The following is a 12722-nucleotide window of genomic DNA, read 5'->3' as shown; positions in this document are numbered from 1 at the left end:
CAAGTGATTCAGATGGGCTGATCCGGGCTGGGTTTACGGGCACGACTGAAGACCTTGTACTGAGTTTGACAGGCTACGATATGGATGATCCGCGAGAAGTTGAGATACTGCTGAACGGGGTGGGGTTTGGGTATCTTGGCATGACCGGGGATAACGGCACGGGCACGTTCCAGTTTGATATTCTGGCGTCGGATCAGCAGGTTGGCGACAACGTCATCGAGTTCCAGAATATCAATCCGAACTATACCTGGGGGATTACAAATGTTCTAATATCGGAGTACGATTTCCTGTAATTGCAGTTTACCAAGAACTCAAGAACCAATTTTAGTTTCGCGGTTTGTAAACTTACTATACCGAGAACTTGTGCCCCGATAACGGATTACGAGATATCGGAGGCGGAATGAGAAAACTGATATATGTAGGATAAACCTTAAATTGCCAGACAGCGCGAGAGAGACCAATATCTAGCGAAAAAATGGCACATGGCAAATTGTTGCTTCTAGGCATTTAAGTAAAAAATGCGTTGATTTTGAACTGAAAATAAGATGAATTGACGGATTGAAAACCACATGTACTAAATCCAACATCTCGTCCGAACAATATTTAGCTTTGTTATACTCAATTAGATAGAAATTAGATTCAAATGAAGTTGAGTTCACTATATCAATACATGAGAACATCGGGCTTTCTAAGAGCCTCGATTCTTTGGTTAGATGGTCTACAGTTGTATATTCTAACGGTGACAGGGTATGTCCCCATACATGTATTCCGAAAATTTGTTTATAGATCTTTTGGGGTCAAAATTGGAACAAGCAGCAGTGTACATTGGAGAACGCGCTTCTACAGCCCCCAAAAGTTAATTATTGGAAGAAATACAATTATTGGCAATGATGCAATGCTAGATGCAAGAAATGGCATAATTATCGGTAATAACGTTTCGTTGTCTATGGGCGTATGGATTTGGACAATGCAACATGATCCGCAAGACCCAGACTATGGAATTACTGGGGGGTGTGTTAGAATTGAAGACTATGCTTGGATAAGTTGCAGGGTAACAATTCTTCCTAATGTCCGGATAGGCAGGGGAGCAGTGGTTGCAGCAGGTGCCGTCGTCACTAAAGATGTCCCGCAATTTGCGATTGTCGCTGGAGTGCCGGCGGTTGTTATTGGGGAGCGAGAGAGAAACCTTAAGTATCAACTGGATTTTCACAAACCTTTTCAATAATATTGCACTATTTAGTATCCACGCCGTGGAGCGAACCCACCGACTTCCAGTCGGTTTCGCTTTAGCGTGAATCGAGAAGCGGATGTCCTTACCCTCTGGAAAATGAGCCGCAGCCGGGTCGAAGGCTCATTTTCCAGAGGGTAAGGACATGCAATACGACACCGGCAGCCACTGCGTGTTCTATCACCGCTATCACATCGTATGGTCGACCAAGTATCGCTACAAAGTTCTACAGGGCGACATTCGACTGCGGGTTCGGGACATTTGCCGACAGGTTTGCCGTGAAAAGGGTGTTGACGTCATTCGTGGTGTGCTGTCGGCGGATCATGTCCATATGTTCGTGTCGGTGCCGCCGAAGCTGGCGGTGAGCGATCTGGTCCGGCTGATGAAAGGTCGGTCCTCCCACAAGGTGCAGCGCGAATTCCCGCAACTGAAGAAACGCTACTGGGGCAGACGGTTTTGGGGCCGGGGGCATTTTTCAACCACCAACGGCGCTATTACGGAAGACATCGTACTTGTGTGGTTGTCGCCCGTGAAGCAAGAGGTTTTTGACTTTGTGGTCGTTTGATCGAGTGCGGTCTTGTGTCAGGCCTTTATGTGCGGCTTTTCCACGCGCCGCTGGCCGGTATGGTGATCTGCGGATCAGGTCAGCGATTACATCGGAGCACGAGCACTGCTCAGCAGCTTGCCAAATGTCGAGTGGCTGCTCGGGGACCGCGACTAGGATGCAGATTGGTTCAGAGAAGCGTTGGAAGACAAAGGGATACGCGCATGCACCCCCGGCCGAAAGCAACGCAAGAAGACTGTCAAATACGACAAGCGGAGATACAAGCTGCGCAACCGCCCCTCTCGTGACATCACCACGTGACGCACTGCCAGGCATTGATCGAGATCATGTTCGGCAGGCTCAAGGATTGGCGTCGGATCGCCACTCGCTACGACAGGTGCCCAAAGGTCTTCCTCTCAGCCATCGCCCTCGCCGCAACCGTCATCTATTGGCTATGAGATGCCGTAACGGGGCCTGCGTCGCGCATCGCCTTTGCCACTTGCCAGATCAGCGCCGTGCTGTCGCCATTCCCGTATTGAACCCACATGGAGGACGACGGGATGAGACTGTTTATCGGACTGGACGTGTCAGTGGCCAAGACCGCGATCTGCGTGATCAGCGAACACGGCAAAGTCATCAAGGAAACAGAGGTTATAAGCGAACCCGAGGTTCTGGTGCGCTGGCTGGGCAGTCTGGACGGAAGTGTCGCCGCGATTGGGCTGGAGGCTGGACCGTTGTCGCAATGGCTGCATCGCGGACTGACCGAAGCGGGCCTGGATGCCGTTCTAATGGAGACGCGACAGGTGAAGGGTGCGCTAAAGGCGATGCCGATCAAGACAGATCGGCGCGATGCTGAGGGGATTGCGCGCCTACTTCATCTCGGCTGGTTCCGCCCGGTTCACTGCAAATCGGTCTCGGCTCAAGAAACCCGCGCCGTTCTCAGTGCGCGGAAGGCCATTCAGCAAAACATGATCGCACTGGAGATGTCGCTGCGAGGGCTTCTTCGGAACTTTGGTCTGAAGGTCGGCGCAATCTCCCGTGGCAGATTCGAGAGCCGCATTCGAGAAATGGCCGAGGGCAACACTATGCTTGAAACGGCAACATCTCCCATGCTGCGGGCCAAGGCGGCGCTTCGTCTGGAACTCGCAACCCTTGAGAAGCAGGTACGCCAGCTCGCTCAGGACGATCCAATCTGTGTGCGGCTGATGACGATGCCCGGAATTGGCGCAGTCGTCGCGCTGACTTATCGGTCGGCGGTCGATGATCCTGCGCGCTTCCGATCTTCAAAGAGGATCGGTCCATGGGTTGGTTTAACGCCATCGCGCAACCAGTCCGGTGAGCGTGATGTATCCGGCGGCATTACCAAAGCCGGTGATGTTAACCTGCGGCGGGCATTGTGCCAGGCCGCAACCGTGATGATGAACCGTGGCAGGTCGACATGGCTGAGAACATGGGGCGCACAACTGGCACAACGGCGTGGCCGAAAGATTGCGATGGTTGCTCTGGCGCGTCGTATCGCCGTCATACTCCATCGAATTTGGGTCGATGGCACAACTTTCCAGCCCGATGCCGCGCCAAAAGTTGCCTGACCGGATCATACTCCACCCGTTGCCTGCTTAATCGCAGGCTTTCGAGGTCCCACAGGGACGTGGTTCCGATGATGCCGTGGTCTGGACCGTCGCTGACTTCTGTCAAGCACGCCTATGAGATGGGCACATCGGAATTACATCGAACCAGCATCATGTTGGCAACCTAGGCGTTGACCACGGACCGAAGCATGTACCCGAAGGGCCTCAACCGAAAGCCGCAAGATAAAGCACAACGGACAAGACGAACAAAAAGCTCCGCTTTGGCGGCTTAACTCGTTTGCCCAAATCCCTTGACTCGGACGGCCCCGTTACCGAAGTCCAGACCCCAGCCAAAGGTTTTTCAAATAGTGCCGCATCTACAGAAGTTCCCCCCAAATGTTTAAGCAATTTCTAAATACTTCTTCTGTATCTGTTATTGGGTTAGCTTTGGCTTTGGCTGTGAATGTGCTGCTTGCGCGCACTCTTGCAGTCGAGCAGTTTGGTTTATTCTCTTTTGCGATAACAACGGCTTACTTTCTCTCAGTCCCCGTGTCGGGGGGAATTCCTTTCTTGCTAACTCGCGAAATCGCAGGAGCCATGCATGAAGGCAATTATTCTGTAATTAATCGGGTTATTTGTGCGACGACACTTTGGGTGATGGTATCGTCTTCTGTAGTGATAGCCGGAATCTTTGCATTGAACAGCGTGGTTGAATGGCGCACCGGAGAAATCATAACTTTCGCAATTTTTATTTTGCCCCTCTTAGGGATCACCGCAATATGTAACGGAATTCTCAAGGGAATCGGAAGACCTGCCATCGCCGAAGCCGCTAGCCGGATTATCCCCCCGATAGTCATGATTTCCGGAATGTCCTTACTTTGGTATTTGGCCACGGCTACGGCTATGATGGGAGTTTTCCTACAAATTGCATCCTTTACCTTGGTCTCGATAATTTCGGTATGGCTTGTGAACTTGTATGTACCAAAACGAATTAACGTTGAGTACCCAGACACTGCAAGTCTTGGAACATGGGGGAAAGCTCTATTTTCCCTCACTGCCATTAATGGAATATCTATGTTCGGAGCTCAAGTGGCCATCATTGTGCTCGGGATACTAGGTAACCAGGACCAAGTGGCATTCTTTCGTGTTGCCGAACGCGGCGCACAGTTAGTCAACTTCCCGATGCTTTTCATCAATGCTATTCTAGGGCCCCACATTGTACGCACTTTGCGTGATGGTGACCTAGATGATCTTCATAAAATTGCTCGCACTGCTGCAAGGATGACCGCTGCGTCATCAGCACCCGTCGCTCTAACCTTGATATTCTTTGGTAAGCCGCTCATAGCTCTGACATTCGGACCCAACTACGTGGATCAAGCCTACTTACCCCTTGTCGTAATGTGTGGAGCGCAATTCGTGTCGGCTACACTCGGATCAGTTGGCATGTTTCTCATATTTGCCGGGCATGAGAAACTTCATATTTGGGTCCAACTACTTGCAGCGCTCGCAACTACAATCGCACTGGTGTCATTAGTTGGAAAATACCAAGCCTTTGGGGGTGCATTGGCTATGTCAATTGGTTTGCTCTTACTGAATATCTTTTTGGCCGTACTCGTAAGGCGAAAATTGGGTTTCAGACCTGGAATACTCTAGTTGAGATTATTCATGTATTACGACATGTTTGCAAATATAGTTTAAAGTCTTTCGGGGGCATCAATATTGAAGCTTAAATTACTGAAGTCTTCTTGCCCGATTTCACATACGATTTCCTATATGTCACTCATCTATCATATTGATGGACTCTTGGTTAACTTCATAAGTATTCTAATTTGAAAGTACGGGGTGGGAATACTTGAATACGAGACGCACTGATAAGATAACTAAACATATTTACTGGATAACGTGATGACGAATCTGCTCCGATTTCGATACGGCGTCTTGGTCGCCTGCGTCTGGATATACATCGCAATACAAGTATTCTGGAATTATCCCTATTTGCGTGCTCTTTATGAGGGAAGTATCATCTTCTCTGTCGCTGGTTTTCTAGTGATTATCGGCATGAACTTAGTTGCGAAGAAAAGTGTATCAATATTTTCTCTATATATTCTGATATTAGTGATTTATATTCCTCTTCAACTTGCATACGCCGCTGCTTTAGTATGGGGCCAACCAATGATTTTTGGCGTCTTGGCGCGTCGTGGGGACGCTCTGATGCTTTCTGTTGCAATTCTTTACGAACTTTGTCAGAGAGGTCGCATCGAAGTAGAAGATATAGTTCGCGGACTTCTAGTGGTGAGTTGGTTTGCCGCCCTAATCTTCGTAGTTACGAAAATCTTCTTGGATCCCGGCAACTTCCTTGAATATGTAACTTTTGCTAAGGGCGGTTCTGTTAACCCAGCATACTTTGTTTTTACCACTCATATTCTAGTCTTTCTCACGTACTACTTTTGGACATCTAGTCGCCTAGACGGTACTCTTAGAAGCAAAATGTTCTTTCTCTTTTTGGTCCTTTCACTTTTTTTTCTTGGAGTTGGTAGAGCGGGGCTGCTTGCCTTCTTGATTGGTGTTTTGTCGATTGAATATCAGTTAGGTCGGCTAACCAGACTTGCTGTTTTTAGCGTTACTGCCCTGATATCTGCGATGCCCATAATTATGACATTTCTGATTTTTGCTCCGGAGTTCCTCCAGACACTTATAGAGCCTTTTCAGAACGCAATTGATGTTGTCTTGTTTGGTATTGAAACGGGAGAGCCTTCTGCCGATGCTCGCCTGTTCCAGACGATGGAGGCGTGGCCGATGATAATTGAGCATTGGCTACTAGGCGTTGGCTTTCTTAGTGCGCGATGGAATGAGGGATTTCTTGGGCAGTTCACCTATTTTTATCCCACAGATATTGGCTTGCTTGGAGCGTTGTTCGTATATGGTATGCTCGGTATGGTTATTTATTTATTTGTGCCTTATCTTGCGTGGAAGGTGTCCCGTTGTACTCCTTGTCGAGTTGGCCCTTTGAGGATCCCATATATAGCAAGTGTAGCATGGCTTACCTACTCATTTTCATTATCTGTGAGCACAGGTTTTTTTATTTTTAGTCCAGCGCCGACGCTTTTTTTTATCTTCCTTGTTGGTGAGATGCGTCGTGCTACTCTAAGGCGGGGTGTTCGGTGGTGAGCAATTTAAATGAGGTGGCAGTTGTTTCTGTGAACTATTTCGGTGCTGATGATACGAGGGCCTGTCTAGGCTCGATGCTATCTGATTCGAAGGAACTGCGAATTGTGGTGGTGGATAATTCGCCTAGCGATCCGGGGCTGAGAGGTGTCAAAGCCGAGTTTTCTAGCTATGTGAAATTCATTGATTCTGATCTTAACCGTGGTTTTGGAGGTGGCAATAATCTTGGCATAGATTGGATTTTGGAAAATACGAAATGTAAATATATTTTGCTGCTAAATAATGATGCAAGAGCCCAACGAGGGGCTGTCGATAAGCTCGTGAATTGCCTACAAGCCAACGCTGAGCTTGGTGCGGTGGGTGGCTTAATCCTAGTCGACGGCAGCGATGAGGTCTGGTTTGGTTCTGGTGAAGTCGATTTCGCTCGTGGCGGAGGGCGCCGTTGCAGCAGTTCGAAACCTGGACAAGTTGACTATGTGCCGTCTGAGTTCCTGTCGGGTGCTGTAATGATGATTCGTCGTAGCGTTCTGGAAGTTGTTGGAGGATTCGATCCCGTCTTCTTTATGTACGAGGAGGACATCGATTTATCGCTTCGCATTCGAGAGGCTGGTTGGTCACTTGGGGTTTGCTGGGATGCGAAATTTTATCATCGTGTACACGGAAGCCAAAGCGTTTCTTCCGATACCGGTCACATTCCACGTTGGTCGCCGCTGAATCCAAATTTTGATTTCTTAGTTTACCATAATGTTCGAAACAACATTATTAATATTCGAAAACACGTTCGGTATTCCAAATTGGTTAATATTTTTTTGGTCTATCCATTTTGGCTGGCGTTCAAAACGTTGAATGCGACAAGAGGGCGGGGGTTTTCGGCGGTCCGAACAGTGTGCCTTGGTATACGTGATGGACTTTCCCAGAGTCTACGCAAATAAATGACATGATCAGCATGTGGGAAAAAGGTGAAACGGGTGCATAAGCAGGGTGAGCGAATTATGGTCGCTGAGGTTGAGCCTGTAGGTGGTCACGGTGGTATGGACTATTATGATTTTGGTCTGTGTAAGGGTCTTTCGTTAGCTTCCGTGGACGTCGTACTCTATACGTCAGACAAGACGATCCCACCCAGAAATCCAGAGTTCGAGGTCAAGCATGTATACTACCGCGTCTTCGGGCGCGACAGTGCTTTTGTACGCGGAATACGCTACATCAGAGGAACATTATTTGCTCTCATAGATGCGCGGCGCAAAGGTGCGATGATCGTTCACTTTCACCTTTTTAATACCGGCTTGCTCGAATATCTCAATTTATTTTTGTCCAAGCTATTCGGTTTCCTGGTCGTATTAACGGTACATGACGTCGAGTCATTCTTGAATTTTGGTAACCGCCAAAAGAAAGCCCGTTTCCTTTATAAACGTGCTGATTTAATTATTGTCCATAATGAGGTGAGCCGGAAAGAGCTCACTGGGCTGATCGGGGAGGTGCCCGGAGTAGTAGTCATCCCTCATGGAAACTACTGTTCGTACTACGAAGCATCTTTAACAAAGCTCTCCGCAAGGCGACGGTTGGGTCTTGATCCTATTGCGCCAATTTTTCTTTTTTTTGGCCAGATCAAAAAGGTCAAAGGGCTGGATGTTCTTATTAATGCTTGGAAACGGGTTGTTGTCGGTCACTCTAATGCCCATCTAGTGATTGCTGGTAGGCCATGGAAAATGAAAGGTGGAGACATCATCAAGGAAATCGAGACCAGCCGAGTCAAGGAAAATGTGTCGACTCGGTTCGAGTACATCCCGCCAGATGAGGTTCCGGACTATTATGCCGCGGCAGATGTAGTTGTGCTCCCGTACCGCAAAATTTATCAGAGTGGCGTTTTGCTTATGGCAATGAGCTTTCGCACACCTGTGCTGGTATCGGATATTGAGGGAATGGCCGAGGTGATCGATGATGGCCGCAACGGAGTGTTGTTCAAGTCAGAGAATGAACAAGACCTGGCTCAGAAGATCGTAGAATTAATCGAAGATGAGACCTTACGGACACGACTAAGCAATGCCGCTTATGTTGATATGCAAAACTTAAATGATTGGGAAGATATAGGAAAGCGCACAGCAGCAGTTTTTGAAAAGTTGGTTGGAAATGGCTGAGATTTTTTTGAGCGGCTATGTAAATATTGCGGAGTATATTTTTCTTCAGCCATTTTGCAATTTATCCTCTATTGGTTGTAGGAAATGCTCCTTTTTAATATCCACTCATTGGTCTAAATCCCCCGTCTTCCAGACGGGCGCGCTTCAGCACGAAGAATCGGGTTATGATCGTATCCTCCCAAAATGAACCGCCGCAGGTTGAAGGTTCATTTTGGGAGGATACGATCATGCAATATTCAAGCGGCAAGCATTGCGTGTACTATCACAGATACCACCTGGTCTGGTCGACGAAGTACCGTTTCAAAGTGCTCAACGGTCGATTGCGCGTCCGCGTCCGGGACATTTGCCGGCAGGTCTGTGCGGAGAACGGCGTCGACATCATCAAAGGTGTCCTGTCCAGCGACCATGTCCACATGTTCGTATCGGTTCCGCCGAAAATGGCGATCAGTGATCTTGTACGACTGATGAAAGGTCGGTCGTCCCACAAAATCCAGCGCGAGTTCCCGCAGATCAAAAAGCGTTACTGGGGCCGTCGCTTTTGGGGCAGAGGTTACTTTTCAACCACCAACGGCGCTATTACGGAAGACATCGAACTTCAGTACCTGGAACAGCATATCGCTAATCCTACCGACATCAGTCGGTAGTGGTTTAGTTTTGGAACGACATACGTTAATCAAAACTTGATGAACATAGATCTTTCATCGTTTCCGGATGTATTGTTAGATGCCCTTTCTTTTGCGTATATCCTCAGTTATTAAATTCGATCTGGCAGGTTGGGTTTTTGTATCTGAGGCCGGATGAGTCGCTGCTTTTCGTACGAATTTTGATCAATTAGCCACCCTCTGAAAGGAAACCTAAATGGTAGCACAGATTGACCGTTCCTATGCTCGCCGACGACCGAGCCGAGTATGGGCGCGACTGATCAGTTACGCGCTCTTTGAAGGACGTCCGCTTACGACGAGGGGGCAATGGATCAATCCCCTGGTTTTCGGAATTGGAAAAATGGTGAGATTATTGCCTGCGTTGAAGAATGTTGAAGCTCCAATATTTATTCTCGGAACTGGCAGGTCAGGCACAACGATTCTAGGTAAAGTGTTATCAATGCATCATGAAGTAGGCTTTCTCAATGAGCCAAAGGCAATTTGGGCGCAGCTACATCCTAATGAGGACCTAATCGGAAACTATAATCGGAACTGGGCGCGATATCGCCTTGTAGCTGAAGATGCTTCACCTAGGATGATGCGCCAAATACGCCGTCTTTATGGAGCCTACTTGAGATTGAGTTTCACGCGGAGAATAGTCGATAAATATCCTGAGCTAATCTTTCGAACTGAATTCGTTCGTGAGCTTTTTTCGGATTCAAAATTCATATTTCTTTCGCGGTGCGGTTCAAGAACCTGTACTTCCATAAAGCTTTGGTCTGAACGACACGGTGAGCGCGTCGGCTCTGAAGTGCATGACTGGTGGGGGGCAAATGACCGAAAATGGAACCTTTTAGTTGAGCAAGTTGTGAAAGAGCACCCGGACCTTGCCGCTCATACTGAAGTGATGAGTGAATTAGATCACGAGGGACGCGCGGCGGTGGAGTGGATTGTTGCGATGCGAGAAGGAATGCGGCTCGCGGCGTTAGATCCAAAAGGCACCTTGCACGTGCCATATGAGGAGCTCTGTGCCGAACCGCGCGCTTGGGCCAAGCGTATCGAGAAGTTTCTCGGGTTACGTACTGATCTAATCTTTGAGGATTATGCAGAGTCCACACTCGTTGACCCAGGCGGCGATTCCTCTCTGGGTCTTCCTAACTGGTTGACGCCCATCTTCGAAGCAACAGAAATGTCGCTAGCAATACGCGTCGCAGAGGCCAGGCGCGAAGATGCAATTTTAAAGTGAGATTATGGGCGAATAGAGATATTCAGTGGAGTCGGTATATAGCATACTGCTTGCCGCATGAATTGGAGCGCTAGTTGGTACAACGCACTGGGTCCGATAATAGATGAGGATACACTTGACTAACATAAATGGTCGCGCGAACGCTGGTTCCTAATGTTACACTGCGTCGAGGCGCTGAACGAGGCCATCGCCAGATACGGGCCGCCTGAGATCATGAATACGGGTCAAGGCAGCCAGTTCACCGGATCGGCCTGGATCACAACGCTGACCGAGGTCGGGATGCGCATCTCAATGGACGGGGCGCGGCAGGGTATCTCGACAACATCTTCATCGAGCGCCTGTGGCGATCCCTGAAGCAGGAGGCGGTCTACCTTGAGGAAATCCCGACGGCTTCCAAGCCCGGCAGGTGATCAACAACTGGATGACATTCTACAACATCGAGCGGCCCTATTCTTCCCTTGAGCGCAGAACGCCGAAGGAGGCATACTGGGCCGGTCGAGAAGAGAAATTGGCGGCATTAAAACCAACCCGGATACACCTTAGATCAACCGCTGAGCTGTCCAAAAAGGTGGGACCACTTAATTCTTTGTTAGAAAAATCAGACGCGCCTCTTGTTTCAATGGACATCAGATTATCGATAGCACCGACGATGGAAGGGTTGAAGCTATGAAATCAGCCGTTATAAAGCAATGTCTTACGTTGTTGTTTTGTTCAATGTTGTTCTGAAAGTTTTTCCTGAGCGGAATGATTTTGGGGTGTTTGATCGCACGGTTCATTTCAATTGCAACTTATGGCGCATATGGTACCAAATTGCGTGAATGTTTGGCTAGGAGATAAAGCTAAAATGAAAAAACCTAATATGACAGAATTGGTTCGTGTTGTTGATTTTTTTGTTTTCCCTCTATTAGTCTTGGCTGCTTTGCCTCTGAAGTTATATCGGAAGGTTGGTTCAGCTCGTATGCCACGGACGACAAGGCACCTTCAAAAAGCCGGTGTTTTTCCTATCCGAGACCATTACTACGAGCCTCAGTTTCGGTTCGATGAGGAATTAAACGCCGGAAAACAGCGCCGAAAGTTGCCCGGTATAGACTTGCGTCGAAGCGAGCAACTGGAGCTTTTGCAGCATTTAGATTATGTTGATGACTTTGATGCGTTTTTAAATGAGCAGGAATATGTGGAGGGTTTGAGTAGGTTCGAAATTGAAAATGGATCTTTTGAGACAGGAGACGCGGAGTTCTTGTTTAGCTTTGTGAGGTATCTCAAGCCAATGATTGTAGTCGAAATTGGTTGCGGTTCCAGCACGAAGATCATCCAAGCTGCGTTGAAAATGAATGAACGGAGCGGAGGAGCAGCAGCGCGACACATTTGCATTGAGCCGTTCGAGATGCCTTGGCTTGAAGACTTTCCCGGCATTGAACTGGTTCGCGAGAGAGTTGAGTCCACTGACTTGTCTCATATCACCGAGTTGCTGTCTCCTGGTGATTTACTGTTTATTGATTCATCTCACATCATCAGGCCCAACGGTGATGTTTTGACTGAATACCTTGAGATCGTACCAGCCCTCCGCAGTGGAGTGAACGTTCATGTCCATGATATTTTTACCCCTAACCATTACCCTGATAGTTGGCTGCGTAAGAATGTGAGGTTTTGGAATGAACAGTATTTGTTAGAGGCGTTGTTAAGCAATAATCCATCGTTCACTGTTGTCGCCGCATTAAATTACTTGAAGCATAACGAGTTTGAAAGCATGAAACGCATCTGCCCGGGTCTGACAATTCAACAAGAACCTGGATCGTTCTATTTTAGGGTAAACTGATAATAGAGAAATTTATCTGACCTCCAATGTAAATATTTTGTGCAATAGATCGCATTGGTTGTGTTGTCTAATCAGATGGTTGAGTCAAATTATTTTAAAGTCTCTCTTAAGTTGTGCTCAATTGGTGGATTGAATAAAGGCAAGCCGTTTTCCGTTTTCTACAAATGCTTATAAGGTTGTGAAGCAACATGGCTTTGTTGCACAAATCCAGTGACGGGCAGAGTTCCCCTTTCCCCGGACGGACTTATCCTGCGGGCTCTGTGACGGGAATGCCGAGAGCAGTGTAGCGGTTGAGCACGGCGATGCGGATTTGGATTTCCGCGACCTGCCGGTCGAAGTCCCGGGCCATCACGGATTGGCCAAGCAGTTTGATACAGTG

Annotated in this window: 12 protein-coding genes and 2 pseudogenes; 13 read left to right on the top strand and 1 reads right to left on the bottom strand. The window is 48.1% G+C overall.

All coding sequences use genetic code 11. From position 1 onward, the window contains the following. The 13 genes and pseudogenes from GV827_RS22285 to GV827_RS22225 all read left to right on the top strand — a co-directional run. On the top strand, window positions 1-293 hold a 293-nt coding region (locus GV827_RS22285), incomplete at its 5' end, for a hypothetical protein (protein ID WP_204326046.1). A gap of 377 nt (window positions 294-670) precedes the next feature. Continuing rightward, window positions 671-1225 carry an acyltransferase gene (locus GV827_RS23800; protein WP_164356372.1) on the top strand — a complete coding sequence of 185 codons (555 nt, stop codon included), beginning with the start codon at window positions 671-673 and terminating at the stop codon, window positions 1223-1225. A 148-nt stretch (window positions 1226-1373) separates the two neighbouring features. Continuing rightward, on the top strand, window positions 1374-1793 hold the full coding sequence (tnpA, locus tag GV827_RS22275; RefSeq protein ID WP_164356370.1) for an IS200/IS605 family transposase: 420 nt from the start codon (window positions 1374-1376) through the stop codon (window positions 1791-1793). A gap of 66 nt (window positions 1794-1859) precedes the next feature. Then, window positions 1860-2230 (top strand): annotated as a pseudogene (locus tag GV827_RS22270) (transposase); the annotation flags it as partial. Between the two features lie 102 nt (window positions 2231-2332). Further along, window positions 2333-3361 carry an IS110 family RNA-guided transposase gene (locus GV827_RS22265; RefSeq protein ID WP_164356368.1) on the top strand — a complete coding sequence of 343 codons (1029 nt, stop codon included), beginning with the start codon at window positions 2333-2335 and terminating at the stop codon, window positions 3359-3361. A gap of 375 nt (window positions 3362-3736) precedes the next feature. Continuing rightward, window positions 3737-4993, top strand: a complete 1257-nt coding sequence (locus GV827_RS22260) for an oligosaccharide flippase family protein (RefSeq protein ID WP_164356366.1) — start codon at window positions 3737-3739, stop codon at window positions 4991-4993. 252 nt (window positions 4994-5245) lie between these two features. After that, the gene (locus GV827_RS22255; protein WP_164356364.1) at window positions 5246-6508 is read left to right on the top strand and encodes an O-antigen ligase family protein; all 1263 of its coding nucleotides are present in this window, start codon (window positions 5246-5248) and stop codon (window positions 6506-6508) included. Beyond that, window positions 6505-7437: a glycosyltransferase family 2 protein gene (locus GV827_RS22250; RefSeq protein WP_164356362.1), complete on the top strand. Its 933-nt coding sequence runs from the start codon at window positions 6505-6507 to the stop codon at window positions 7435-7437. The genes GV827_RS22255 and GV827_RS22250 overlap by 4 nt, the downstream gene beginning before the upstream one ends. A 36-nt stretch (window positions 7438-7473) precedes the next feature. Then, on the top strand, window positions 7474-8640 hold the full coding sequence (locus GV827_RS22245; protein ID WP_164356360.1) for a glycosyltransferase family 4 protein: 1167 nt from the start codon (window positions 7474-7476) through the stop codon (window positions 8638-8640). A gap of 227 nt (window positions 8641-8867) precedes the next feature. After that, on the top strand, window positions 8868-9284 hold the full coding sequence (tnpA, locus tag GV827_RS22240; RefSeq protein WP_164356376.1) for an IS200/IS605 family transposase: 417 nt from the start codon (window positions 8868-8870) through the stop codon (window positions 9282-9284). Between the two features lie 214 nt (window positions 9285-9498). Then, window positions 9499-10527, top strand: a complete 1029-nt coding sequence (locus GV827_RS22235; protein ID WP_164356358.1) for a sulfotransferase family protein — start codon at window positions 9499-9501, stop codon at window positions 10525-10527. Window positions 10528-10680: 153 nt separating this feature from the next. Further along, complete coding sequence (locus GV827_RS22230; protein WP_164356356.1) at window positions 10681-10881, top strand: transposase family protein; 201 nt, start codon at window positions 10681-10683, stop codon at window positions 10879-10881. Window positions 10882-11371: 490 nt separating this feature from the next. Continuing rightward, the gene (locus GV827_RS22225; protein WP_204326045.1) at window positions 11372-12343 is read left to right on the top strand and encodes a class I SAM-dependent methyltransferase; all 972 of its coding nucleotides are present in this window, start codon (window positions 11372-11374) and stop codon (window positions 12341-12343) included. Between the two features lie 244 nt (window positions 12344-12587). On the opposite strand, the pseudogene GV827_RS22220 reads toward GV827_RS22225, so the two are convergent. Further along, a pseudogene (locus GV827_RS22220) lies at window positions 12588-12722 on the bottom strand (IS5/IS1182 family transposase); the annotation flags it as partial.

The organism is Sulfitobacter sediminilitoris, assembly GCF_010667575.1.
Classification (GTDB): Bacteria; Pseudomonadota; Alphaproteobacteria; order Rhodobacterales; family Rhodobacteraceae; genus Sulfitobacter; species Sulfitobacter sediminilitoris.
This window is presented reverse-complemented; position numbering and strand designations above follow the sequence as displayed.